Below are 26610 nucleotides of genomic sequence, written 5' to 3' on the forward strand. Positions count from 1 at the left end.
CTATTTTGTTAGCGTCACGTATTGTAAAAAGGCGATGTCTTTGTAGGGTTTGAGGTCAGCGACCTGTATCTCAATAGCGAGCATTCGCTCCAGCCAATCTTTTTCCATTTTGACGTTGTTTGGTTGCAGAGAGTAAAAGGTGCGCATGCCTTGATAGCTCTGTAGTTTGAGACGAGTGTTTGCGACTAATTCTTCAAGAGTGTAGCTGTTGCCCTGCGAGAAGCTAGGGCTATCAAAGTCCGTGTCGCCTGCTAGTAGAGCATTTGCTTTTTGTGTGTTGTTTTCAAATACCACCGCCTGCATGACTTTGCCAGTGAGGTTGTGCTTGATGAGCGATAGCTCCCCGTCGTCTGTCAAGAGACGCTCAAACGCTGCGAGGTAGTCGGCGTGCTCTTCCTTTGGGATGTACTCGAGGACATTGTGGCAGAGGATGATATCAAAGCTTTTATCAGGAAATGTCTCGAGCACCTCAAGGCTACCTGCGATTTTGGTAAAGGTCTGATTAGAGTCGGCAAAAAGCAAGTCGCAGTTAGGCTCGACAGCTGTGACTTGATTGTGCTTTGAGAGGTGTTGGCTGGTCAAGCCAAAGCCTGCACCAAAGTCTAGGACTTTTTTGTTTGTGATATGGCGCAGGTGGTAAAAGGTCAACTCGTACTGGATTTTACCCCAAGGTTGCGCCAGCATTTTTTTATAATGGTCAATCGATACGCTCATAGCTTTCTCCTTTTTCAAAAAGTGATTTCATTTTAGCATTTTTTGACGAATAAGTAAGGTGAGGAGGTAAGTTATGTATAATAAAGTAATTCTTATCGGACGTCTAACAGCTACGCCAGAAATGGTCAAAACACCTAATGACAAGTCGGTCACTCGTGTGACCTTGGCGGTCAACCGTCGCTTTAAGCGCCAAGACGGTGAGCGAGAGGCTGACTTTATCAATATCGTTGTTTGGGGGCGCTTAGCAGAGACGCTAGCCAGCTATGGCAGTAAAGGCAGTCTCATCACAGTAGATGGTGAGCTGAGAACACGAAAATACGAAAAAGACGGCAAAAAACACTACATCACAGAAGTTTTGGCATCGTCTTTCCAGCTTCTAGAGAGTCGTGCCCAGCGTGCTATGCGTGAAAACAACACAGGCGCTGACCTTGCTGACCTCGTCTTAGAAGAAGAGGAGCTACCATTTTAAGAAAAGGCTGAGAATTTCTTCTCAGCCTTTTGATTTCCAATAGATTTAGACGAACAAATGTGTTATAATAATCTTGTAAAATTCGTTATTTGAAAGGATGAACCTAAAAAGAGCTGCTAATATCCGTTTATTGGCTCTTTTAAGGCGTTCGTTTGGGTGAGGTTGTGAAACTTTTAGTTGTTGGCTCAGGAGGACGTGAGCATGCTATTGCAAAAAAACTGTTGGACTCAAAAGAGGTGAGTCAGGTTTTTGTCGCACCGGGAAATGACGGAATGACGCTAGATGGTCTGGATTTAGTGGATATCGGAATTTCCGAACATTCGGCACTGATTGCTTTTGCCAAAGAGCAGGACATTGCTTGGACCTTTATCGGTCCAGATGACGCCTTGGCAGCAGGGATTGTAGACGACTTTGAAGCTGCTGGGCTCAAGGCTTTTGGACCTAAAAAAGCAGCAGCAGAGCTGGAGTGGTCCAAGGACTTCGCCAAGTCTATCATGAAAAAATACGGTGTGCCAACGGCACGCTATGAGACCTTCTCAGACTTTGAAGCAGCAAAAGCCTACATCGCAAAAGAAAGTGCACCTATCGTGGTCAAGGCCGACGGCTTAGCGCTTGGTAAGGGTGTGGTCGTTGCCATGACGGTGGAGGAAGCGGTAGTTGCTGCCCACGACATGCTTTTGGACAATAAATTTGGCGACAGCGGTGCGCGCGTGGTCATCGAGGAGTTTCTGGACGGTGAGGAGTTCTCCCTCTTTGCCTTTGTCAATGGCGATAAGTTCTACATCATGCCAACAGCGCAGGACCACAAGCGTGCCTTTGACGGTGATAAGGGACCAAATACAGGTGGCATGGGCGCTTACGCACCTGTGTCACACTTGGCGCCGTCTGTCGTTGAGACGTCTGTTGAGACCATCATCAAGCCTGTGCTTGAGGGCATGATTAAAGAAGGGCGCCCTTATCTAGGTGTGCTCTATGCGGGGCTGATTTTGACAGCGGACGGTCCCAAGGTCATCGAGTTCAACTCGCGCTTTGGCGACCCTGAGACCCAGATTATCCTGCCACGCTTGACCAGTGATTTTGCGCAGAATATCACGGATATTTTGGAACAAAAGACACCTGACATCACTTGGACAGATGAGGGTGTGACCTTAGGTGTGGTTGTAGCGAGCGAAGGTTATCCGCTGGCTTATGAAAAAGGCGTGCGCTTGCCAGAAAAGACGACAGGTGACATCAAGACCTACTATGCAGGCGCTAAGTTGGCAGAAAATGGCAAAGACCTGCTGTCAAACGGCGGACGTGTCTACATGCTGGTCACCACAGCAGATGACGTTGCCACAGCGCAAAAGGTTATCTATGCTAAGCTAAAAGAGCAAGAAACGACAGGACTATTTTACAGATCAGATATCGGGAGCAAGGCACTATGACAGCAATCATTTCTATCATCATGGGGAGCAAGTCCGACTGGGCAACCATGCAAAAAACCGCCGAAGTACTAGACCAATTCGGCGTTCTTTATGAGAAAAAGGTGGTTTCTGCCCACCGCACGCCAGACCTCATGTTTCGCCATGCCGAAGAGGCACGTAGCAGAGGCATCAAGGTCATCATCGCAGGCGCAGGCGGTGCAGCCCACCTACCAGGTATGGTCGCAGCCAAGACCACTCTGCCGGTAATCGGTGTGCCCGTCAAGTCTCGTGCCCTGAGTGGCCTTGACTCGCTCTACTCTATTGTGCAAATGCCAGGCGGTGTGCCTGTTGCCACCATGGCAATCGGCGAAGCTGGTGCCACCAACGCAGCTCTGACGGCTTTACGTATCCTCGCTATTGAGGACGCAGACCTTGCGCAGCAGCTGGCAGACTTTGCAGAGGAACAAGGAAAGATTGCGGAGGCGTCAACCGATGAACTCATCTAAGACCATTGGCATTATTGGCGGCGGTCAGCTGGGGCAGATGATGGCGATTTCTGCCATTTACATGGGTCATAAGGTCATCACTCTTGACCCTGCTGCGGACTGTCCTGCCTCTCGTGTCAGCGAGGTTATCGTCGCTCCCTATGACGATGTGGCAGCTCTTCGTGAGCTGGCAGAGCGTTGCGATGTGCTGACCTACGAGTTTGAAAATGTGGACGCGGACGGTCTGGAACAGGTCATCAAGCCTGGTCAACTGCCGCAGGGCACGGATCTTCTACGTATCTCGCAAAATCGCATTTTTGAAAAAGACTTTCTTGCCAATCAAGCAGGGGTGAAAGTTGCCCCTTACAAGGTCATCAAGTCTGCAAAAGACTTGGACGACATTGACCTCTCCAAAAACTACGTCCTCAAAACAGCCACTGGTGGTTATGATGGACATGGTCAGGTGGTCATTCGTAGTCAAGAGGACTTGCAGGTAGCTCGTGACTTGGCAGACCAAGCCGACTGCGTGCTAGAAGAGTTTGTCGACTTTGACCTTGAAATTTCTGTCATCGTCTCTGGTAACGGGCATGACGTAACCGTCTTTCCCGTGCAGGAAAATATCCACCGCAACAATATCCTCTCAAAAACCATCGTACCAGCCCGCATTTCAGAGGACTTAGCAGAAAAAGCCAAGCAAATGGCGATAAAAATCGCTGAGCAGCTGCACTTATCAGGTACGCTTTGCGTTGAGATGTTTGCGACAGCAGGCGATATCCTCGTCAACGAAATTGCGCCACGCCCGCACAACTCTGGGCACTACAGCATTGAAGCTTGCGACTTTTCGCAGTTTGACACCCATATCCTAGGTGTTCTGGGAGAGACGCTTCCTGCTATTCACCTCCACGCCCCAGCCGTCATGCTCAATGTCCTCGGTCAGCATGTCGAGAAAGCCCAAAACTTTGTCCACGCCCACCCCTCTGCCCACCTCCACCTCTACGGCAAGGCGGAAGCTAAACACAACCGCAAAATGGGGCATGTGACGGTTCTAGAAGAAAATATCGTGTGTTGGGAGGATTAATCAGTAATCAAATGTGTTAGCTTTCAAATTTAGCCAGTGGTTTTTGTTTTTCAGATTTTAGAACTACCTCTGATATAAATCTGATTTCTTTATAAATTAGGGAGAATTAAGTGAAAAACATAGATGAAGCAATTTTGGATATAGATAAAAATTTATGTAGAAATATTGAACAGATTAAAGAACGAGGATTTCTATCTCAAAATATACTATCTCAATTAAGAAATTTTGTAGAATATATTTCTGTGAAATTGTATTGTGTAGACAACAACGCAGAAATTGAATTGAACTACAGTAATATACAGCTTGGAATAAAACATGTATTTCGACATTCTAAATATGTATTTATAAGAGAATTTCATGAGTTGCTACAAATTTCAGTTTCTCACTATACACTAGATGAAGATAATTCAGAAAGGTTAATGTTAAAATACTATAGTTATTTATTGGACATTAGGAACTATTTAAAAAGATATTTAGGATTTGATGTTCTATCTAATTTAGAAGATTTTCCTCGTTATCAAGATTCACAATTAACTGAGTATTATGAAGTAATTTCTGAAGCGATAGATAATCCATATACTAATTTTGAAAGAGTGTCATATAGTGATAGGTATTATATTTATAAAGTAAAGCCATTTTTTGTAAATGATTGTAAATATTATGAAGTAACTTATTTTGCTGCTAATGATTACTCATCCAAATTTGATAGAATGATTGCCTTCACGGATAAACCAATTTTAACCAATTATGCAACCCTACTATGGATAAAAAAGGTGAAAATTAATATCTTTGGAAAAATAATGCCGATTCTTATTATAGATAACTGGAAAGTTTCAATTAGACCGTGTGAGTTTAATAAAATGAGGGATATATTGAAGCTAGATTTTCCAGATATTCAGACGTCTTACCAAGAATATAAAAAATTGATGGAATTTGTTCAGAAATATAGAATGAATTTGCTAACTATTGTTGAACTTGATGATAGTTTATATAAATCTGTAAAAAAGCTAATCTTAGCAGAGAGTAAGCAGTCTAGGTTATTTTTAATTTTAGATACAGCTAGAGAATTAATACAAAACAACTTAGATGGTTCTAGGGTTATAAGATATTTATTATTTTGCATGAATAACAAGGTTCTCAAGTCACAGTATGTTCCTGAAAAGTATCTAGAAGGAGGAAACCCTAAATTATCTAATTTGAGATTAGATTGGAAGTGTGTTCCTTTTGATAGGATGCCTTTTGATTCAAGTCTCAAAAAACATAATCCTAGACTATCAAATCTTCTTATGTGTATACCTTCAGAAGGGAGAGAATATGAATTATTTGCTAGATATATTAAGAATAATTCGGAAATAAGAGGACAGCTTTTCACATCTGTAAAAGAAATTGATAATTTTGAAAATATTCCTGAATTAATACAACTTTATAACTCTAAATTATACCATAAACACCAACATAGACGTCTATGTCTCGAAAAAGGGCATGTGTTTATTGAGGGATATAAAGATGATGTTGTATATATAGTTAAAAAAATGCAAAGTCTCACAAATTCTGGAGTTGAAGGTTATTCTTATTCTGTTCAATCATGGTTGGAGAAAAAAGTAGAAATTATTGATGATGAAATTAAGATTGATTGTTTAGTGAATATGTTTGCTAAGTCTAAAGTAGCAATGATATATGGTGCTGCTGGAACAGGAAAATCGACTTTAATAAATTATATCTCTGATTACTTTTCGGATAAAAATAAATTATTTTTAGCTAACACAAACACTGCTGTAGATAATTTGAGAAGGAAAATTAATATACAAAATTCAGAGTTTAGTACAGTTGCTAAAGCTAAATGTAGAAGTTTAGAATGTGATTTACTTATAGTTGATGAGAGTAGTACAATTAGTAATGCTGATTTCAGAAAAATACTAGATAGTATTAATTTTGAGCTGTTGATTGTTGTAGGGGATACTTATCAAATTGAGTCTATACGATTTGGTAATTGGTTTGATGTTATACAATATTATATAAAAGATAGTAAATATGAATTGTCTACTACATACAGAACTAACAAAAAGGAACTGTTAACCGTATGGAATAAAATTAGAAATAATGAAAAGGATATTTTAGAGCATCTTTCGAAGAGTAACTTTTCTAGAGCGTTGGATGCAAATCTATTTTCCTCATTCAATAAAGATGAGATAATTTTATGTTTGAACTATGGCGGATTGTATGGGATAAACAATATAAATGCTTTCATGCAGGCTCAAAATCCTTCTAAGAGCGTTATATGGGGTACTGCAGAATACAAGGTTGGAGACCCAATTTTGTTTATTGATACACCTAGGTTCTTTCCTCTAAATATACAATAACGTTAAAGGAGTGATTCATAGTATTAAAGTTGAGGACAATTTTATTGTTTTTGATATAGTATTACAAGAGTTAGTGCTTACTTCCTTTGATTTATCTAGTTATCCTGATGTGTGTCTTATCAGTAGTACCCCAGAGGGGCATAGTATAATTCGTTTTTCTGTGAAAAAGTATAGAAGTACGGATTATGATTCGAGTGACTTTGACACAATTGTGCCGTTTCAAGTTGCATATGCTTCATCGATTCATAAAGCGCAAGGTTTAGAATATAAGTCAGTAAAAGTTATTATTGCTAATGAAATTGAAGAGAATATAACACACAGTATTTTTTATACAGCGGTCACTAGAGCAAAGGAACAATTAAATATTTATTGGTCGCCTGAGACAGAAAAACGTATCTTAGATAATATAAAGAAGCGAGATAATTCAAAAGATGGAAACCTGATTAAAATTTTCTTAAAATGATATTTGCTGAATATGATAACTCTACTTAAGGGTATTAGAACTAACAGTGAAAGAGTGGAACAAAATCCAAAAATTTAATAAGGAGCAAAACAAAATGATCGAACGTTATTCACGCCCTGAGATGGCGAACATTTGGAGTGAAGAAAACAAGTACCGTGCATGGTTAGAGGTAGAGATTCTAGCTGATGAGGCATGGGCTGAGCTGGGTGAGATTCCCAAGGAAGATGTGGCGCTGATTCGTGAGAAGGCGACCTTTGACATCGACCGCATTTTAGAAATCGAGCAAGAAACACGCCATGACGTGGTGGCATTCACTCGTGCCGTGTCTGAGAGCCTCGGTCAAGAGCGCAAGTGGGTGCACTACGGCTTGACCTCAACTGACGTGGTGGACACAGCTTACGGCTACCTTTACAAGCAAGCCAACGATATCATCCGTGAAGATTTGAAGCGCTTTACTGAGATTGTGGCGGACAAGGCACGTGAGCACAAGCACACCATCATGATGGGACGTACCCACGGGGTTCACGCAGAGCCAACGACTTTTGGGCTCAAGCTTGCCACTTGGTACAGCGAGATGAAGCGCAACATCGAGCGTTTCGAGCGTGCAGCAGCGGGTGTTGAGGCTGGTAAGATTTCTGGTGCCGTTGGTAACTTTGCTAATATCCCACCTTTTGTGGAAAAATACGTCTGCGACAAGCTAGGCATTCGTCCGCAGGAAATTTCAACGCAGGTCTTGCCACGTGACCTCCATGCTGAATATTTTGCAACGCTTGCCTTGATTGCAACCTCAATTGAGCGTATGGCGACTGAAATCCGTGGTCTGCAAAAGTCTGAGCAGCGTGAAGTGGAGGAATTTTTCGCTAAAGGGCAAAAAGGTAGCTCAGCTATGCCACACAAGCGCAACCCAATTGGATCTGAAAACATGACAGGTCTTGCACGTGTCATCCGTGGTCACATGGTGACAGCTTACGAAAACGTTGCCCTCTGGCACGAACGTGACATCTCTCACTCATCTGCTGAGCGTATCATCGCACCAGATACGACCATTCTCATCGACTACATGCTCAACCGTTTTGGAAATATCGTGAAAAATCTCACAGTATTTCCTGAAAATATGCTGCGCAACATGCAGTCTACTTTCGGCTTGATTTACAGCCAGCGTGTCATGTTGACCCTGATTGAAAAAGGCATGACTCGTGAGGAAGCTTATGACCTCGTGCAGCCAAAAACAGCTTACTCTTGGGACAATCAAGTGGACTTCAAGCCACTGCTAGAAGCTGATGAAAAAGTAACTAGCCGTCTGACCCAAGACGAAATTGACGAACTCTTCAACCCAAGCTACTACGCCAAACGTGTTGATGAAGTTTTCAAACGCATTGGTTTAGATTAAAAATAAAAAAGCGCAGTAGCGCTTTTTTGCTATCGAAATATTCTGATAATAAAGAAAAGTATGGTATAATGTTAAAAAGAAAAAGTGAGAGGTTACCATGACACGTTCAAAGGAATTGCTATACAATCGCTATATCAAGCCGATTAAAACCAATCCCAAAGCCTATATAGGAGTCGAGTTTGAATTTCCTATTGTCAATACACTGGGTGCTGCGACAGATATTGCCGTCTCAAAGGCGCTGCTAGCCTACTTAGTAGAGGAATGCGGCTTTCAATCCGTGCAAAAAGACGCAGACGGCGCCCATGTTCAGGTCAAAGAGCCCGCTTCTGGAGATGCTATCCTTTTTGAAGTGTCTTATAATATCCTAGAGTTCGCTTTTGAAAAAGCATTGACTATCCAAGAAATCGACCAGTGCTTTAATCGCTATCTGGAGCTTATCCAGCCCTATCTCCGTAAGCACCATCACGAGTTGCAAGGCTGGGGCGTTCACCCCCACTGGAAAATCAATGACAATCGCCCAGTTGCCTTGCCACGTTATCAGATGTTGCTAGCTTATCTGGCTTTATCACAAAAAGAGCAGGCGGGTGCCTTTCACGCTTATCCAGACTATGGCGCTTTTATTTGTGGCAATCAAGTGCAACTTGACATTTCAGAGAAAAACCTCATCCCAGTGCTTAACCGCTTCAACCAGCTAGAGCCGATAAAAGCTTACTTATTTGCTAATTCTACCTTTTGGGATAGCAATTGGGATACACGTCTGTCACGGGACATTTTTTGGGAAGAGTCCATGCATGGCAAACATCTCCAAAATAGCGGGCTTTATGACCATACTTTGACAGGGATTGATGATTTGATAAATTATCTTGACCAAACTAGTCTTTTTACCACCATGCGAGAGGGCAAACTGCTCTATTTTTCTCCTATTAGAGCCAAAGATTATCTTGAAAAAGATACCATAAAAGCCTATGATTTAGAGGGTAATACTATCAACATAAAACCTAAAGAGGAGGATTTTGTTTATCATCGGAGCTATAACTACGAAGATGTGACAACAAGGGGCACCGTTGAGTTCCGAAGCACCTGCACGCAAGCCCTAGATAAAAACTTTGCCCCCGTTGCCTTTCATCTTGGCTTATTTAATAACCTTGAAAAACTAGGCGATTATTTGGATAATCTTCCCTTATATGAAAAATACCATCATGATTATAGAAAAATGCGACGTCTTTTTGCAAAAACAACCCTTCCTACAGACGATGAAAAAGAATTAGACGTCATTTGCAGCCACCTAGTAAAGCTTGCAGAAGAAGGATTACAATCACGAGGCTACGGTGAAGAAAGTTATCTCAAAGACCTCTAAAAACTACGATATGAGAAAGAAAGCTAGACTTAGCTTTCTTTTTTAAAGAAAAATTAAAAAACATGTTGACAGTGTCAGTCAAGTTTGATAAACTAATATAGCTGTCAAACGAGAGCACTGTTAACATAAAGACTTGAAAAACTTTTTCAAAAAAGTTATTGACAGTGTAGATGAAGTTTGATAAACTAATATAGCTGTCAAACGAGAGGACGTTAACACGAGAGGTTGAAAAAACTTCAAAAAAAGTGTTGACAAGCTATTAAAAGTTTGATAGAATATAGAAGTTGTCTCTTGAGAGACAAAGACCTTTGAGAACTGAACAAGACGATGTGCAGGGCTTCTTAAAGAAGTCAAAAATAAATCTGTCAGAGAACAGAATGAGTGAAGACTCAAACAAATCATGATTTAAATGAGAGTTTGATCCTGGCTCAGGACGAACGCTGGCGGCGTGCCTAATACATGCAAGTAGAACGCTGAAGGGAGAAGCTTGCTTCTTCTGGATGAGTTGCGAACGGGTGAGTAACGCGTAGGTAACCTGCCTGATAGCGGGGGATAACTATTGGAAACGATAGCTAATACCGCATAAGAGGTAATAACACATGTTATTAGTTTAAAAGGGGCAATTGCTCCACTATCAGATGGACCTGCGTTGTATTAGCTAGTTGGTAAGGTAACGGCTTACCAAGGCGACGATACATAGCCGACCTGAGAGGGTGATCGGCCACACTGGGACTGAGACACGGCCCAGACTCCTACGGGAGGCAGCAGTAGGGAATCTTCGGCAATGGGGGCAACCCTGACCGAGCAACGCCGCGTGAGTGAAGAAGGTTTTCGGATCGTAAAGCTCTGTTGTAAGAGAAGAACGGATGTGGGAGTGGAAAATCCATGTCGTGACGGTATCTTACCAGAAAGGGACGGCTAACTACGTGCCAGCAGCCGCGGTAATACGTAGGTCCCGAGCGTTGTCCGGATTTATTGGGCGTAAAGCGAGCGCAGGCGGTTTCATAAGTCTGAAGTTAAAGGCAGTGGCTTAACCATTGTACGCTTTGGAAACTGTGAGACTTGAGTGCAGAAGGGGAGAGTGGAATTCCATGTGTAGCGGTGAAATGCGTAGATATATGGAGGAACACCGGTGGCGAAAGCGGCTCTCTGGTCTGTAACTGACGCTGAGGCTCGAAAGCGTGGGGAGCAAACAGGATTAGATACCCTGGTAGTCCACGCCGTAAACGATGAGTGCTAGGTGTTGGGTCCTTTCCGGGACTCAGTGCCGCAGCTAACGCATTAAGCACTCCGCCTGGGGAGTACGACCGCAAGGTTGAAACTCAAAGGAATTGACGGGGGCCCGCACAAGCGGTGGAGCATGTGGTTTAATTCGAAGCAACGCGAAGAACCTTACCAGGTCTTGACATCCCGGTGCCCGTCCTAGAGATAGGATTTTGCTTCGGCACACCGGTGACAGGTGGTGCATGGTTGTCGTCAGCTCGTGTCGTGAGATGTTGGGTTAAGTCCCGCAACGAGCGCAACCCTTATTGTTAGTTGCCATCATTCAGTTGGGCACTCTAGCGAGACTGCCGGTAATAAACCGGAGGAAGGTGGGGATGACGTCAAATCATCATGCCCCTTATGACCTGGGCTACACACGTGCTACAATGGCTGGTACAACGAGTCGCAAGTCGGTGACGGCAAGCTAATCTCTTAAAGCCAGTCTCAGTTCGGATTGTAGGCTGCAACTCGCCTACATGAAGTCGGAATCGCTAGTAATCGCGGATCAGCACGCCGCGGTGAATACGTTCCCGGGCCTTGTACACACCGCCCGTCACACCACGAGAGTTTGTAACACCCGAAGTCGGTGAGGTAACCTTTTAGGAGCCAGCCGCCTAAGGTGGGATAGATGATTGGGGTGAAGTCGTAACAAGGTAGCCGTATCGGAAGGTGCGGCTGGATCACCTCCTTTCTAAGGAAAAAACGGAACTGTACATTGTCTTGTTTAGTTTTGAGAGGTCTTGTGGGGCCTTAGCTCAGCTGGGAGAGCGCCTGCTTTGCACGCAGGAGGTCAGCGGTTCGATCCCGCTAGGCTCCATAGAATCGTAAGATTCTAGATTGTCCATTGAAAATTGAATAACTATCAAATAGCAACAAGAAAATAAACCGAAACGCTGTGATTTAATGAGTTTAAGGTCAATAGACCAAATAAGGTTAAGTTAATAAGGGCGCACGGTGGATGCCTTGGCACTAGAAGCCGATGAAGGACGTGACTAACGACGAAATGCTTTGGGGAGCTGTAAGTAAGCGCTGATCCAGGGATGTCCGAATGGGGGAACCCACTAACTAATGGTTAGTATCCTACACTGTTAAGGTGTAGGAGGGAAGACGCAGTGAACTGAAACATCTAAGTAGCTGCAGGAAGAGAAAGCAAAAGCGATTGCCTTAGTAGCGGCGAGCGAAACGGTAAGAGGGCAAACCAAAGAGTTTACTCTTTGGGGTTGTAGGACTGCAATGTGGACTTAATGATTATAGACGAGTCATCTGGAAAGATGAGCCAAAGAGAGTAAAAGCCTCGTAGTCGAAATAGTGATTATACCTAGCAGTATCCTGAGTACGGCGGGACACGAGAAATCCCGTCGGAATCTGGGAGGACCATCTCCTAACCCTAAATACTCTCTAGTGACCGATAGTGAACCAGTACCGTGAGGGAAAGGTGAAAAGTACCCCGGAAGGGGAGTGAAATAGAACCTGAAACCGTGTGCCTACAACAAGTTCGAGCCCGTTAATGGGTGAGAGCGTGCCTTTTGTAGAATGAACCGGCGAGTTACGATATGATGCGAGGTTAAGTTGAAGAGACGGAGCCGTAGGGAAACCGAGTCTTAATAGGGCGACTTAGTATCATGTCGTAGACCCGAAACCATGTGACCTACCCATGAGCAGGGTGAAGGTGAGGTAAAACTCACTGGAGGCCCGAACCAGGGCACGTTGAAAAGTGCTTGGATGACTTGTGGGTAGCGGAGAAATTCCAAACGAACTTGGAGATAGCTGGTTCTCTCCGAAATAGCTTTAGGGCTAGCGTCGATGTTAAGTCTCTTGGAGGTAGAGCACTGTTTGGGTGAGGGGTCCATCCCGGATTACCAATCTCAGATAAACTCCGAATGCCAATGAGATATAATCGGCAGTCAGACTGCGAGTGCTAAGATCCGTAGTCGAAAGGGAAACAGCCCAGACCACCAGCTAAGGTCCCAAAATAATTGTTAAGTGGAAAAGGATGTGGGGTTGCACAGACAACTAGGATGTTAGCTTAGAAGCAGCTATTCATTCAAAGAGTGCGTAATAGCTCACTAGTCGAGTGACCCTGCGCCGAAAATGTACCGGGGCTAAAACAATTTACCGAAGCTGTGGATCCCTTAGGGGATGGTAGGAGAGCGTTCTATGTGTGTTGAAGGTGTACCGTGAGGAGCGCTGGAACGCATAGAAGTGAGAATGCCGGTATGAGTAGCGAAAGATGGGTGAGAATCCCATCCACCGTAAGACTAAGGTTTCCAGGGGAAGGCTCGTCCGCCCTGGGTTAGTCGGGACCTAAGGAGAGACCGAAAGGTGTATCCGATGGCCAACAGGTTGATATTCCTGTACTAGTGTATGAAGTGATGGAGGGACGCAGTAGGCTAACTTGTCCCAGCGATTGGAAGTGCTGGGCTAAGCAGTGAGGTGTGATATGAGTCAAATGCTTATATCTATAACACCAAGCTGTGATGGGGAGCGAAGTTTAGTAGCGAAGTGAGTGATGTCACACTGCCAAGAAAAGCTTCTAGCGTTAATCATACACTACCCGTACCGCAAACCGACACAGGTAGTCGAGGCGAGTAGCCTCAGGTGAGCGAGAGAACTCTCGTTAAGGAACTCGGCAAAATGGCCCCGTAACTTCGGGAGAAGGGGCGCTGGCTTTAAGTCAGCCGCAGTGAATAGGCCCAAGCAACTGTTTATCAAAAACACAGCTCTCTGCTAAATCGTAAGATGATGTATAGGGGGTGACGCCTGCCCGGTGCTGGAAGGTTAAGAGGAGGGTTTAGCTTTTAGCGAAGATCTGAATTGAAGCCCCAGTAAACGGCGGCCGTAACTATAACGGTCCTAAGGTAGCGAAATTCCTTGTCGGGTAAGTTCCGACCCGCACGAAAGGCGTAATGATTTGGGCACTGTCTCAACGAGAGACTCGGTGAAATTTTAGTACCTGTGAAGATGCAGGTTACCCGCGACAGGACGGAAAGACCCCATGGAGCTTTACTGCAGTTTGATATTGAGTATCTGTACCACATGTACAGGATAGGTAGGAGCCTATGAAATTGGGACGCCAGTCTCAATGGAGGCGTTGTTGGGATACTACCCTTGTGTTATGGCTACTCTAACCTAGATAGGTTATCCCTATCGGAGACAGTGTCTGACGGGCAGTTTGACTGGGGCGGTCGCCTCCTAAAAGGTAACGGAGGCGCCCAAAGGTTCCCTCAGAATGGTTGGAAATCATTCGCAGAGTGTAAAGGTATAAGGGAGCTTGACTGCGAGAGCTACAACTCGAGCAGGGACGAAAGTCGGGCTTAGTGATCCGGTGGTTCCGTATGGAAGGGCCATCGCTCAACGGATAAAAGCTACCCTGGGGATAACAGGCTTATCTCCCCCAAGAGTTCACATCGACGGGGAGGTTTGGCACCTCGATGTCGGCTCGTCGCATCCTGGGGCTGTAGTCGGTCCCAAGGGTTGGGCTGTTCGCCCATTAAAGCGGCACGCGAGCTGGGTTCAGAACGTCGTGAGACAGTTCGGTCCCTATCCGTCGCGGGCGTAGGAAATTTGAGAGGATCTGCTCCTAGTACGAGAGGACCAGAGTGGACTTACCGCTGGTGTACCAGTTGTCCTGCCAAGGGCATCGCTGGGTAGCTATGTAGGGAAGGGATAAACGCTGAAAGCATCTAAGTGTGAAGCCCACCTCAAGATGAGATTTCCCATGATTTTATATCAGTAAGAGCCCTGAGAGATGATCAGGTAGATAGGTTAGGAGTGTAAGTGTGGTGACACATGTAGCGGACTAATACTAATAGCTCGAGGACTTATCCAAAGAGTCATAAAGAAGTAGCGTAAGGTTAACTTGTTTAGATAGTTATTCAATTTTGAGTAGACAAGAGATCTATTCAATAGTTAAGTGACGATAGCCTAGGAGATACACCTGTTCCCATGCCGAACACAGTAGTTAAGCCCTAGAACGCCTGATGTAGTTGGGGGTTGCCCCCTGTTAGATATGGTAGTCGCTTGGCTCTTATCCGCCATAGCTCAGTTGGTAGTAGCGCATGACTGTTAATCATGATGTCGTAGGTTCGAGTCCTACTGGCGGAGTTGATAAACAAATGAGAGGTGTTTACCTCTTTTTTTTGTACTATACTTCTGTATCTACACTATTTTCGTTAAAAAGAACATGACAAAAATGTCATGTTCTTTTTTTAGGGGAGACGCTATAATAGATGTATCAAATATAACGAAGGAGTTAGTAATGAATACTTTAGATTTTGATTATTTGTTTTGGGTTGTTAAGCCGCTGATTTGTCAACTGCAGGTGGGGTGTGATGAGGAAAGAAGAGAAGATATCCTGAGAGAGAGCAAGTTGTTGTTCTACCGATTGGTGCAACAATATCCAGAGTTGTTGGAGGATAAGGAATGTTTCTATCGTTATTATATCTGGGCGGTGAAGAGAGAATTTCGGAAATAGCCATACAAATTGGAGGTTTGAGCGAAATTTGTTCGGATATAGTGGTAATTTCTTGTCATTTGTGGTAAACTAAACAAAAAGATTTTTGGAGGCAGATGATGAAAGCAATTATCACAGTTGTTGGTAAAGATAAGTCAGGGATTGTTGCGGCAGTTTCAACAAAAGTGGCAGAATTAGGCTTAAACATTGATGACATTACACAAACGATTTTGGATGAGTATTTTACAATGATGGCGGTGGTGTCTAGTGATGAGAAGAAGGATTTCTCTTATTTGCGAGCTCAGCTGGAAGATTTGGGTGAAGAGCTTCAAGTGAAGATCAATATTCAAAGTTCGGCTATTTTTGATGCCATGCATAATGTATAGGGAGAAAATCAATGGATATTAAGCAGGTTCAAGAAACAATAGAGATGATTGAGGAGCAGAATTTCGATATTCGTACGATTACGATGGGGATTTCGCTTCTTGATTGTATTGATACTGATATTGACCGTGTAGCAGCTAAGGTTTATGACAAGGTTGTTGCAAAAGCAAGTAAGCTTGTTGAGGTAGGAGATGAGATTGCAAGTGAACTTGGTATTCCGATTGTTAACAAGCGTGTATCTGTGACGCCAATTTCATTGATTGGTGCAGCGACGGATGCAACGGATTATGTGCCGATTGCGAAGGCTTTGGATAAGGCAGCGCATGAGATTGGTGTTGACTTTATCGGTGGCTTTTCAGCTTTGGTGCAAAAAGGCTATCAAAAGGGCGATGAGATTTTGATCAATTCGATTCCTCGTGCTTTGGCAGAGACGGAAAAAGTGTGTTCATCTGTCAATATTGGATCGACCAAGTCAGGTATTAACATGACGGCGGTTCGTGATATGGGGCGTATCATCAAGGAAACTTCAGAAGCGTCTGAGATGGGTCCTGCCAAGCTGGTTGTTTTTGCAAATGCGGTTGAAGACAATCCTTTTATGGCGGGTGCTTTTCATGGCGTCGGTGAAGCGGATGTGGTCATCAATGTTGGTGTTTCTGGACCTGGTGTTGTTAAGCGTGCCTTAGAAAAAGTCCGTGGTGAGAGCTTTGATGTGGTCGCTGAAACCGTTAAGAAAACTGCCTTTAAAATCACTCGTATCGGTCAGTTGGTTGGTCAAATGGCAAGCGAGCGTTTAGGTGTGAAGTTTGGAATTGTTGATTTATCTTTAGCACCAACACCTGCTGTTGGGGACTCTGTTGCTCGTGTGCTGGAAGAGATGGGACTTGAAACAGTTGGTACGCACGGAACGACTGCTGCGCTTGCGCTTTTAAATGACCAAGTCAAAAAAGGCGGTGCTATGGCATGTAATCAAGTGGGTGGTTTGTCTGGTGCTTTCATCCCTGTCTCTGAAGATGAGGGGATGATTGCTGCGGTGCAGTCAGGTTCGCTCAATCTTGAAAAACTCGAAGCTATGACGGCTATCTGCTCGGTTGGGCTTGATATGATTGCCATCCCAGAGGATACGCCAGCAGAAACGATTGCAGCTATGATTGCGGATGAGGCGGCAATTGGGGTTATCAATCAAAAAACAACAGCTGTGCGCATTATTCCAAAAGGTCAAGAAGGCGATATGATTGAGTTTGGTGGTTTGCTTGGGACTGCACCAGTCATGTCTGTCAATAAAAATTCTTCGGCGGCCTTTATCGCTCGTGGTGGACAGATTCCAGCGCCGATTCACAGTTTTAAAAACTAACTCCTACTCCAGCTGGTCTGGAGTTTTTTTAGTCTTTGGTATGAAAGCCTTTTAGAATTTGTTATAATAAAAGAAAAGCCTTTTGGAGGTAAGGAAGATGGCTAAGACACGTCTATACATTGTGCGTCACGGCAAGACAATGTTTAATACGATTGGTCGGGCGCAGGGGTGGAGCGACACACCTCTGACAGCAGAAGGAGAACGTGGGATTTATGAGTTGGGGCTTGGTCTTAAAGAAGCGGGGATTTCATTTAAAGAAGCTTTTACAAGCGATAGCAGCAGGACCGTGCAGACGCTTGAGATTATCCTAGAAGCCTGTCAGCAGGACTTTATCCCGCATACACGAGATAAGCGTATTCGTGAGTGGTGTTTTGGTAGTCTTGATGGAGCTTATAACGGCGAGTTATTTGGCGGTGTTTTGCCTCGTATTTTTAAAAAAGACATTAAGGATTTGACTTACCAAGAAATCGCTGAAGGTATCCAACAGGTGGATACAGCAGGCTGGGCTGAGAGTTGGGAGACGATCAAGGAGAGAATCTGGCTGGGCTTTTTAGCAATCGCAGATAAGGTGGAGAGCGATGGCGGGGGCAATGCCATCATTGTCAGTCATGGAATGACCATTGCGACGCTGATGTGGCTGATTGATCCAAAGACGCCTAAAGGGTTAGCGCTGGATAACGGCAGTGTGTCTGTTGTGACCTATGAAGACGGCGCATTTACTATTGAAAAAATAGGCGATATGTCTTATCGTAAGGAAGGACGTCGTCTTTTAGAAGAAGGGGAATATGAAAACTAGTTTTACAAAGCGTTTAGTGGCAGGGATTGTTATTATTGTGTTTGTGCTAGCCATTGTCTATTTTATAGGAGGAAAAAAAGACAATCAGCAGTCCACAGCTACAACTAAAACCAGTCAATCAACGACAACATCATCCAAGAAAAAGACAAGCTCGCTGCCTAATGTTTCTGCTAGCGACTGGGAGCTGGTCTTGGTCAATCGTGACCATATCACAAAAGAGATGAATCCAGAGCTAGCCACTGTCAACGGTATCTCAGTTGATGCTCGTATCGCTGAAAATGTTGAGGCTTTTCTTGCTGCAGCGCAAGCGATTGACGCCAGTGAGCACCTCATCTCGGGCTACCGTAGCGTGGCTTATCAAGAAGGGCTATTTAACAGCTACGTCCAGCAGGAAATGGCAGCAGACCCGAGCTTATCGGAGTCTGAGGCTGAAACCTTGGTTAAGACCTACTCACAGCCAGCGGGTGCTAGTGAGCACCAAACAGGGCTCGCTATTGATATGAGTACGGTGGATGCGCTCAATCAAAGTGACACAACTGTTGCTAAGCAAGTTCAAGCCTTGGCACCTCAATATGGTTTTGTCCTGCGTTTTCCAAAGGGAAAATCCTCTAGCACAGGTGTTGACTACGAGGACTGGCACTTCCGCTATGTGGGTAAAAAGTCAGCAGAGTATATGACCAAGCATAATCTCACTTTAGAAGAATATGTAGCATTGCTGGAGGAAAGAGATGCGTAAGCGTTTTTCATTAGTACAAGCTGTTTTAGGCTTACTCATTTTTGTGTTTGTCTTTGTGACGCCTCTGGTTGTGCACCGTGAGGGACTGTCTGCTCAGGAAAAAGCGGATACTTCTCAGACGAAGACTGCCTTTATCAAGTCCATTGCCCCCGCCAGTCAAGAGCTGGCTAAAGCTTATGGGATAAAACCTTCTATTATCATTGCACAGGCGAGCTTGGAGTCAGATTTTGGTAGAACCTTGCTGGCTAGACGTTATGATAATCTTTTTAACAGCAAAGCGTTGACAGGAGAGGCTTTTATCAAGCTGCGTGACAGCAACGGGCAGCAGGTCTCCTATGCACGCTACAAGTCCTATCAAGAAAGTATCAGCGCTTATCTGGCACAACTAAAAGCAGGGCAAATTGGAAACTCTAACAGTTACAGGCTCTTTGTAGCCAATAAAAATGTCAATACTCTGGCGGATGTTTTGCAGAGTTCAGGCTTTTCAACCAGCAAGACCTATGCTAAGGACTTGAAAAGTATCATCAAAACCTATCAATTAACCGATTACGACAAGTAATTAGCACTCAGAAAAAAGAGTGCTAATTTTTTTGCTTTTTTTCTTGACAATCTTTTTAAAAGAGATATAATAGAAACATAGATTAGCAGTCTAACTATTAGAGTGCTAAAAGAAAGGGTGGATGCGATGATTACACAACGTCAAAATGATATTTTGAATTTAATTGTCGAGATGTTCACTCAAACCCATGAGCCTGTTGGCTCCAAAACGCTAAAGGATGCGATTGACTCTAGTAGCGCCACCATTCGTAATGATATGGCAAAGCTGGAAAAGTTAGGGCTTTTAGAGAAGGCGCATACCTCTAGCGGTAGGATGCCGAGTGCGGCTGGGTTTAGGTACTTCGTGGAACATTCCCTGACGGAAAGTGCTGATGAGGCTGATGTCTATCAGGTGATTAAAGCCTTTGACTTTGAAGCCTATAAGTTCGAGGATATTTTAAAGCAAGCTGCAAAGCTGTTGAGTGATTTGACAGGCTATAGCGCCGTTGTTTTGGATGTTGAGCCTAGCAATCAACGCTTAACGAGCTTTGATATTGTGCAGTTGAGTAGTCATGATGCGCTAGCAGTTATGACCCTTGACGAATCAAAGTCACTGACAGTGCAGTTTGCCATTCCAAAGAGCTTTTTGGCACGTGACTTGGTGACACTAAAGCAACTCGTAGCAGAGCGTCTGCTAGGCAGTTCGCTGATGACCATTCACTATAAGCTAAGAACAGAAATCCCTCAAGTTATCCAACATTACTTTAAAACGGTTGATGGTGTCTTGGAGTTGATTGATTATCTGTTTCAAAGTTTATTTGACGAGACGGTCTTTATCGCAGGTAAGGTGCACTCGCTCAACTACGCGACGCTTGACACGTATCAGTTTTTAGATGATAAGCAGGCGGTTGCTAGAGTTTTGCGTGATAGCTTATCAGATGAAGAAGTCACATCTGTTCAGGTTGCTGATAGCAAGGTGGCTGCGCTTAGTGATTTAACGGTTCTCAGTCGCAAGTTTTTGATTCCTTACCGAGGAATTGGAAGTTTGACTTTGATTGGTCCGATTGATATGGATTACAAGCGCTCCATTAGTTTGGTCAATGTGATTAGCCGTGTTTTAGCAGCTAAATTGACCGATTACTACCGCTATCTAAATAGCAATCACTACGAGGTCCATTAACTTTGAAATATAAGATAAAGTCTTTAGAGGAGGCGATCCAGTGGCAGAAGAAACAAAAGAAGAAGTGAAAAAAGAAGACGTCGAAGTCGAAGAAGTAAAGGAGCCGGTTGTTGAGGAAGTGGTTGAGGAGGAAACTCCTAAAAAAACAGAACTAGAGTTGGCACAGGAAAAAGCTGAAGAGTTTGAAAACAAGTATCTGCGTGCACACGCCGAGATGCAAAACATTCAGCGCCGTGCCAACGAGGAACGTCAGCAATTGCAACGCTATCGCTCGCAAGATTTGGCAAAAGCTATCTTACCAAGTCTTGACAACTTAGAGCGTGCTTTGTCTGTTGAGGGCTTGACAGATGATGTCAAGAAAGGTCTTGAGATGGTGCAAGCAAGCCTCATCCAAGCACTTAAGGAAGAAGGCGTTGAAGAGGTTGAGGTGGAAAGCTTTGACCACAATCTCCACATGGCGGTACAAACTCTGCCAGCGGATGACGACCATCCAGCAGATAGTATCGCTCAAGTGCTCCAAAAAGGCTATAAATTGCACGAGCGCTTGCTCCGCCCAGCTATGGTAGTTGTCTACAACTAGGATGTGGCGTGTTGAAGACGCAAAGTAAAAATAGAAAACATTCAAGAATATAAAGAGGTAAACATTATGTCTAAAATTATTGGTATTGACTTAGGAACAACAAACTCAGCAGTTGCAGTGCTTGAAGGTACTGAAAGCAAAATCATTGCTAACCCAGAAGGAAACCGTACAACACCTTCTGTTGTCTCATTCAAAAACGGTGAAATCATTGTTGGTGACGCTGCAAAACGTCAAGCAGTGACAAATCCAGAAACTATCATCTCTATCAAATCTAAGATGGGTACTTCTGAAAAAGTTTCTGCAAACGGTAAAGAATACACACCACAAGAAATCTCAGCTATGATTCTTCAATACCTTAAAGGTTATGCTGAAGACTACCTTGGTGAAAAAGTGACAAAAGCCGTTATCACTGTACCTGCTTACTTTAACGACGCACAACGTCAAGCGACTAAAGACGCTGGTAAAATCGCAGGTCTTGAAGTAGAACGTATCGTCAACGAACCAACTGCAGCTGCTCTTGCATATGGTCTTGATAAGACTGATAAAGATGAAAAAATCCTTGTCTTTGACCTTGGTGGTGGTACCTTTGACGTGTCTATCCTAGAACTTGGTGATGGTGTCTTTGACGTTCTTGCAACTGCTGGTGACAACAAACTTGGTGGTGACGACTTTGACCAAAAAATCATTGATTGGTTAGTGGATGAGTTCAAGAAAGAAAATGGTATCGACCTTAGCCAAGATAAAATGGCACTTCAACGTCTTAAAGACGCTGCTGAAAAAGCCAAGAAAGATTTGTCTGGTGTGACATCTACTCAAATCAGCTTGCCATTCATCACTGCTGGTGAAGCTGGACCTCTTCACTTGGAAACAACACTATCTCGTGCTAAATTTGACGATTTGACTCGTGACCTTGTGGAACGTACTAAGACTCCAGTTCGTCAAGCTCTATCAGACGCAGGTCTTTCTATCTCTGACATTGACGAAGTTATCCTCGTTGGTGGATCAACTCGTATCCCTGCCGTTGTTGAAGCGGTTAAATCTGAAACTGGTAAAGAACCAAACAAATCTGTAAACCCTGACGAAGTGGTGGCTATGGGTGCTGCTATCCAAGGTGGTGTTATCACTGGTGATGTCAAAGACGTTGTCCTTCTTGACGTGACACCATTGTCACTTGGTATCGAAACTATGGGTGGAGTCTTTACAAAACTGATCGACCGCAACACAACTATCCCAACGTCTAAATCACAAGTCTTCTCAACTGCAGCAGACAACCAACCAGCTGTTGATATCCACGTGCTTCAAGGGGAACGTCCAATGGCAGCAGACAACAAGACTCTTGGTCGCTTCCAATTGACAGATATTCCTGCAGCTCCTCGTGGTATTCCACAAATCGAAGTAACATTTGACATCGACAAAAACGGTATCGTGTCTGTTAAGGCTAAAGACCTTGGTACTCAAAAAGAACAAACCATCGTCATCCAATCTAACTCAGGCTTGACTGACGAAGAAATTGAAAAAATGATGAAAGATGCTGAAGCTAACGCAGAAGCTGACGCAAAACGTAAGGAAGAAGTAGACCTTCGTAACGAAGTTGACCAAGCTATTTTTGCGACAGAAAAGACCCTCAAAGAAACTGAAGGTAAAGGCTTTGACGCAGAGCGTGACGCTGCTCAATCAGCTCTTGACGACCTCAAGAAAGCGCAAGAAGACAACAATCTTGACGACATGAAGGCAAAACTTGAAGCGCTCAATGAAAAAGCACAAGCCCTTGCTATGAAACTCTACGAACAAGCTGCAGCAGCTCAACAAGCGCAAGCAGGCGCTGAAGGTGCAACTGACGCTAACAATTCTGGAGACGACGTTGTAGACGGCGACTTTACGGAAAAATAAGGCATCAATAATGACTAATCACTAAAGTGATTGTCATTATACGGCAACCGCTATAGAGCGGTTTGCCTAGATGCCTTACTAGCTCGCAAGCAAAATAATATCGATTTTGCTTGCTCACGTCGTAAGTATTTAGCGAGTGTCGTACTCAGTAAAAATAAAAAAACATTCTAGGCGGGGCGCCTCGCTCCGTCTATTTTGTTATAATAGGATAAAGAGATGTGTAGGCAAGGGACTGTGTCTAGCTGACCTTGTCCGTTAAATGCCTTTAGTATCTAAAAGAAAGGAACAGTCGTTTAACGGCTTAATAGCTTAACGTATGAATAATCAAGAATATTATGACCGTCTGGGAGTGTCTAAGGACGCTAGCCAGGAGGAAATCAAAAAAGCTTATCGTAAGATGTCTAAAAAATACCACCCAGACATCAATAAAGAGCCAGAAGCTGAGGAGAAGTACAAAGAAGTCCAAGAAGCTTATGACACCCTAGGAGATGAGCAAAAGCGTGCTGCCTACGACCAATATGGTCCAGCGGGTGCTAATGGCTTTAACGGTGGTGCTGGCGGCTTTGGTGGTTTTGATGGCGCTGGTGGCTTTGGCGGCTTTGAGGACATCTTCTCTAGTTTCTTTGGCGGCGGAGCTGCGCAACGTAATCCCAATGCACCACGTCAAGGGGACGACCTGCAGTACCGTGTGCAACTCAAGTTTGAAGAAGCTGTCTTTGGTACTGAAAAAGAAGTCACTTATAATCGTGAAGCGACTTGTCACACCTGTGGTGGTTCAGGTGCCAAACCTGGCACAAGCCCTGTGACTTGTCACAAGTGTCATGGTCAAGGGGTGATTACCGTTGATACGCAAACACCGCTAGGGACTATGCGCCGTCAAGTAACCTGTGATGTCTGTCATGGTACCGGTCAAGAAATCAAAGACCCATGTCCAACCTGCCACGGTACTGGTCACGAAAAAGAAAAACACACGGTTTCTGTCAAGATTCCAGCAGGTGTAGAAACTGGTCAACAAATCCGTCTTGCGGGTCAAGGTGAGGCTGGCTTTAACGGTGGTCCTTACGGTGACTTGTTTGTCATGATCACCGTTCAGCCAAGTGACAAGTTTGAGCGTGAAGGCTCTACTATTTACTACACGCTTAATCTCAATATCGTCCAAGCCGCTCTTGGGGATGTCGTGGATGTACCAACGGTTCATGGAGACGTAGAGCTCTCTATCCCAGCGGGTACTCAAACCGGCAAGACCTTCCGCTTGCGTGGTAAGGGAGCACCAAAACTGCGTGGTGGCGGTCAGGGGGATGAGCACGTCACTGTCAAAGTGGTCACGCCAACTAAACTAAACAGTGCGCAAAAAGAAGCCCTTCGTGCCTTTGCAGAAGCTAGTGACGACAGTATCTCAAAACCTAAGAAAAAAGGCTTTTTCGATAAAGTCAAAGATGTCTTAGAAGGTGAATAATGAAAATGCTCTGGAAAACCAGAGCTTTTTCTTGTTTTGCCTGTCCCCGTACAGATAGCTTTTTACAGGCTTGAGAGCGGTGAAGTCAGCGTGGTATAATCTATAGAAAAAAGTTACCGATGGAGGTTTTTGATGAGTTCTCATATCTTAGCGATTTCAGGAAATGATATTTTCAGTGGGGGTGGTCTGCACGCTGACTTGACGACCTTTGCAGCTAATAAACTGCATGGTTTCTTGGCGGTGTCCTGTCTGACGGCTCTGACATCTAATGGCTTTGAGGTCATTCCTATTGATGCTACAGTGGCCAAGCAGCAACTGGATAGCTTGGTGGATGTTGACTTTGCAGCCATTAAGCTAGGGCTTTTGCCAAATGTTGAAGTGGCAGAGCAGGCGCTCCGCTTTGTCCAAAATCATAAGGACACGCCTGTCGTGCTAGACCCTGTTCTTGTATGTAAGGAAAAGCACGACCTTGAAGTCAGCTCACTGCGGGATGAATTGGTCAAGTTTTTCCCATATGTGACGATTATCACGCCAAATCTGGTCGAAGCGCAGCTATTAGCCCAGATGGAGATTAAGACCCTTGATGACATGAAAGCAGCAGCCAAGAAACTACACGAGCTTGGTGCACGTTACGTGGTCATCAAAGGGGGAAGCCGGTTTGATGACAAGGAAGCCATCGACCTTTTTTATGACGGCGAAGACTTTACTTTTTTACGTGCTTCAATCCTTGCTGGCAACAACATCGGTGCTGGCTGTACTTTTGCCTCAAGTATCGCTAGCAAAATCGCTAAAGGCGAGCCTGTCAAAGAAGCTGTACGTCAGTCTAAAGACTTTGTGCGTGGCGCTATTAGCCATGCGGACGACTACGGTGTCAATCAGTTGTTTTAGAAGGAAATGCTGTGTAAAGACATTGAAAAAAGCTGAGAATAATCTCAGCTTTTTTAGTCTTCAAGTCCTTGTTTAATGTAGTTAACATAGGCGCTCAGTGCGCAAGCGCCACGTGCACCACGATAATCATCGAAAGGCAGAATTTCGATTTCTAAATCGGTTTTATTTGGAATAAAATTCAGTTGTTCACGAATTTGCTCGAGCAATTTTTCTTTGAAATCGAGATGATTGAGCAAATCGCTATTGATGTACACTTTATTGGCGTCATAAAGGATGAGCGTGTTTGCAATAGAAGTCGCAAGAAGTTTTAGTCCTGTGTCAATCTTGTCTACTAGAAAGCTATCCCCCAACTGATAAGCAGTGATGATTGTCTCTAGAGTTATATCCTCAGGTTTGTCAATGAGGTTTTTAATGGCTGAGCTAGGATTAGACTGATAGAGAAGCTCTGCGTATTGGATAAGCCAAGTGGTTGAGATATAGGTCTGCAAGCACCCTCGCTTGCCACACTCACACTGTGGTCCATTGATATCAACGACCGTGTGCCCAATTTCACCGATGTAGAAATTGCTTTTGCTTGTAATGCGACTGGAATCAAAGAATGAGCAAAAAAGCCCAGGTCCGATGTGCATGAAAAGATAATTATCAGGTGTATTGAGAGGGTTGAAGAGGTATTCACCGAGCGCCATACACTCAATATTGTTATCAATCACAATGGGAAGTGATATTTCTTTTTTTATTTGGGATAAATTAAAGTGCTGCCAAATGTGGTTGTTCGACACAATAGTACCCGTTTCTTGGTCGAAATGCCCAGGAACTGCAAGACCAATACTATGGATATACTTCTCACTGTGTTTATCTAGCATTTGCTTGATGAGTGCAATCAAGGTAGCGTTGATGTCGTCCTTGTGATAATCTCTGTGGGCAATGTGGTTTTGGTCTATCTGTTTTCCGATTACATTTGTAAGTACGCTACTGATACCGTTGCTGTTGATTTCAATGCCTAAAAAGTAGCAGTAGTCACTGTTTAGGGTGAGTACTTTTCGGCTACGACCAGAGCCCTTTTTGATACGAAATTGATCGCCTGTCTCTATGATTTTATTTTCTTCAATAAAATGGCTGGTGAGATGTGTGATAGCAGCAGGTGTCAGCTGCGTGTCACGTGCCAGGTCAATACGAGAACTTTGTTGCTTTCGATAGAGGTATTCGAGCACCTTTGCTTGATTGGTTTTATTGCTATCTGAACGTTTTGCCATGATAGAACTCCTTTTTTACACGAAATCTTTACCTTTTATTATAGCTTATTTTTTGCCTAAAAGTCAATTTATAATATTTTATAAAAATAAATAAAACATATTGACAGGAAAGCGTTTTCGTTAT

At 44.0% G+C, this 26610-nt stretch carries 21 protein-coding genes, 2 tRNA genes and 3 rRNA genes; 24 read left to right on the plus strand and 2 right to left on the minus strand.

The features are described 5' to 3' along the window. The gene (locus G5B60_RS01150) at positions 1–714 is read right to left on the minus strand and encodes a class I SAM-dependent methyltransferase (RefSeq protein ID WP_164682203.1); all 714 of its coding nucleotides are present in this window, start codon (positions 712–714) and stop codon (positions 1–3) included. Between the two features lie 73 nt (positions 715–787). Here G5B60_RS01150 and G5B60_RS01155 point away from each other — a divergent pair, with 73 nt between their 5' ends. The 24 genes from G5B60_RS01155 (at position 788) to G5B60_RS01265 (ending at position 25233) form a co-directional block, all read left to right on the plus strand. Further along, a complete protein-coding gene (locus tag G5B60_RS01155) occupies positions 788–1183 on the plus strand; it encodes a single-stranded DNA-binding protein (RefSeq protein ID WP_115268068.1) in 396 nt (131 codons plus the stop codon). A 164-nt stretch (positions 1184–1347) separates the two neighbouring features. After that, the gene (gene purD / locus G5B60_RS01160) at positions 1348–2607 is read left to right on the plus strand and encodes a phosphoribosylamine--glycine ligase (protein ID WP_164682204.1); all 1260 of its coding nucleotides are present in this window, start codon (positions 1348–1350) and stop codon (positions 2605–2607) included. Further along, complete coding sequence (purE, locus tag G5B60_RS01165) at positions 2604–3092, plus strand: 5-(carboxyamino)imidazole ribonucleotide mutase (RefSeq protein WP_164682205.1); 489 nt, start codon at positions 2604–2606, stop codon at positions 3090–3092. The genes purD and purE overlap by 4 nt, the downstream gene beginning before the upstream one ends. After that, positions 3079–4149 carry a 5-(carboxyamino)imidazole ribonucleotide synthase gene (gene purK, locus G5B60_RS01170; protein WP_164682206.1) on the plus strand — a complete coding sequence of 357 codons (1071 nt, stop codon included), beginning with the start codon at positions 3079–3081 and terminating at the stop codon, positions 4147–4149. The genes purE and purK overlap by 14 nt, the downstream gene beginning before the upstream one ends. 110 nt (positions 4150–4259) lie before the next feature. Then, positions 4260–6509, plus strand: coding sequence for an AAA family ATPase (locus G5B60_RS01175; RefSeq protein WP_241154463.1), 2250 nt, complete (start codon positions 4260–4262; stop codon positions 6507–6509). A 10-nt stretch (positions 6510–6519) separates the two neighbouring features. Continuing rightward, positions 6520–6972, plus strand: coding sequence for an ATP-binding domain-containing protein (locus tag G5B60_RS11310; protein WP_241154464.1), 453 nt, complete (start codon positions 6520–6522; stop codon positions 6970–6972). Positions 6973–7066: 94 nt separating this feature from the next. Further along, positions 7067–8362, plus strand: a complete 1296-nt coding sequence (purB, locus tag G5B60_RS01180) for an adenylosuccinate lyase (RefSeq protein ID WP_164682207.1) — start codon at positions 7067–7069, stop codon at positions 8360–8362. Positions 8363–8459: 97 nt separating this feature from the next. After that, positions 8460–9719, plus strand: coding sequence for a glutamate-cysteine ligase family protein (locus G5B60_RS01185; RefSeq protein WP_164682208.1), 1260 nt, complete (start codon positions 8460–8462; stop codon positions 9717–9719). 405 nt (positions 9720–10124) lie between these two features. Continuing rightward, a 16S ribosomal RNA gene (locus G5B60_RS01190) occupies positions 10125–11673 on the plus strand. Positions 11674–11726: 53 nt separating this feature from the next. Continuing rightward, positions 11727–11799: transfer RNA gene (locus tag G5B60_RS01195), tRNA-Ala, on the plus strand. A gap of 114 nt (positions 11800–11913) precedes the next feature. Beyond that, positions 11914–14811, plus strand: a 23S ribosomal RNA gene (locus G5B60_RS01200). An 80-nt stretch (positions 14812–14891) separates the two neighbouring features. Beyond that, positions 14892–15007: ribosomal RNA gene (rrf, locus tag G5B60_RS01205) — 5S ribosomal RNA — on the plus strand. The 16S, 23S and 5S rRNA genes sit together here with 2 tRNA genes alongside, the layout of an rRNA operon. Before the next feature lie 5 nt (positions 15008–15012). Continuing rightward, positions 15013–15086, plus strand: a tRNA-Asn gene (locus G5B60_RS01210). A gap of 154 nt (positions 15087–15240) precedes the next feature. After that, positions 15241–15456, plus strand: coding sequence for a hypothetical protein (locus G5B60_RS01215; RefSeq protein WP_164682209.1), 216 nt, complete (start codon positions 15241–15243; stop codon positions 15454–15456). Between the two features lie 98 nt (positions 15457–15554). Next, complete coding sequence (locus G5B60_RS01220; protein WP_164684071.1) at positions 15555–15821, plus strand: ACT domain-containing protein; 267 nt, start codon at positions 15555–15557, stop codon at positions 15819–15821. Positions 15822–15832: 11 nt separating this feature from the next. Then, a complete protein-coding gene (locus tag G5B60_RS01225) occupies positions 15833–17170 on the plus strand; it encodes a PFL family protein (protein ID WP_164682210.1) in 1338 nt (445 codons plus the stop codon). Between the two features lie 97 nt (positions 17171–17267). Beyond that, positions 17268–17966 carry a histidine phosphatase family protein gene (locus tag G5B60_RS01230; RefSeq protein ID WP_164682211.1) on the plus strand — a complete coding sequence of 233 codons (699 nt, stop codon included), beginning with the start codon at positions 17268–17270 and terminating at the stop codon, positions 17964–17966. Beyond that, the gene (locus G5B60_RS01235) at positions 17956–18702 is read left to right on the plus strand and encodes a M15 family metallopeptidase (protein WP_164682212.1); all 747 of its coding nucleotides are present in this window, start codon (positions 17956–17958) and stop codon (positions 18700–18702) included. Before G5B60_RS01230 ends, G5B60_RS01235 begins: the two co-directional genes overlap by 11 nt. Beyond that, a complete protein-coding gene (locus G5B60_RS01240; protein ID WP_164682213.1) occupies positions 18695–19261 on the plus strand; it encodes a glucosaminidase domain-containing protein in 567 nt (188 codons plus the stop codon). The genes G5B60_RS01235 and G5B60_RS01240 overlap by 8 nt, the downstream gene beginning before the upstream one ends. Positions 19262–19387: 126 nt before the next feature. Continuing rightward, positions 19388–20419, plus strand: a complete 1032-nt coding sequence (gene hrcA, locus G5B60_RS01245; protein WP_164682214.1) for a heat-inducible transcriptional repressor HrcA — start codon at positions 19388–19390, stop codon at positions 20417–20419. A 40-nt stretch (positions 20420–20459) separates the two neighbouring features. Then, entirely contained in the window at positions 20460–20999 is a 540-nt protein-coding gene (grpE, locus tag G5B60_RS01250) for a nucleotide exchange factor GrpE (RefSeq protein ID WP_164682215.1), read from the plus strand. Positions 21000–21065: 66 nt separating this feature from the next. Beyond that, entirely contained in the window at positions 21066–22889 is a 1824-nt protein-coding gene (gene dnaK, locus G5B60_RS01255; RefSeq protein WP_164682216.1) for a molecular chaperone DnaK, read from the plus strand. 316 nt (positions 22890–23205) lie between these two features. Then, positions 23206–24345 (plus strand): molecular chaperone DnaJ, encoded by a 1140-nt coding sequence (gene dnaJ / locus G5B60_RS01260; protein WP_164682217.1) that lies wholly within the window; start codon positions 23206–23208, stop codon positions 24343–24345. Positions 24346–24474: 129 nt separating this feature from the next. Then, the gene (locus G5B60_RS01265; RefSeq protein WP_164682218.1) at positions 24475–25233 is read left to right on the plus strand and encodes a bifunctional hydroxymethylpyrimidine kinase/phosphomethylpyrimidine kinase; all 759 of its coding nucleotides are present in this window, start codon (positions 24475–24477) and stop codon (positions 25231–25233) included. A 53-nt stretch (positions 25234–25286) separates the two neighbouring features. Here the strand turns inward: G5B60_RS01265 and G5B60_RS01270 are convergent, their stop codons facing one another. After that, positions 25287–26486, minus strand: a complete 1200-nt coding sequence (locus G5B60_RS01270; protein WP_164682219.1) for an ROK family protein — start codon at positions 26484–26486, stop codon at positions 25287–25289. Positions 26487–26610: the final 124 nt, after the last annotated feature.

The sequence above is a fragment of the Streptococcus hyointestinalis genome (assembly GCF_011039275.1).
Lineage (GTDB): Bacteria > Bacillota > Bacilli > Lactobacillales > Streptococcaceae > Streptococcus > Streptococcus hyointestinalis_A.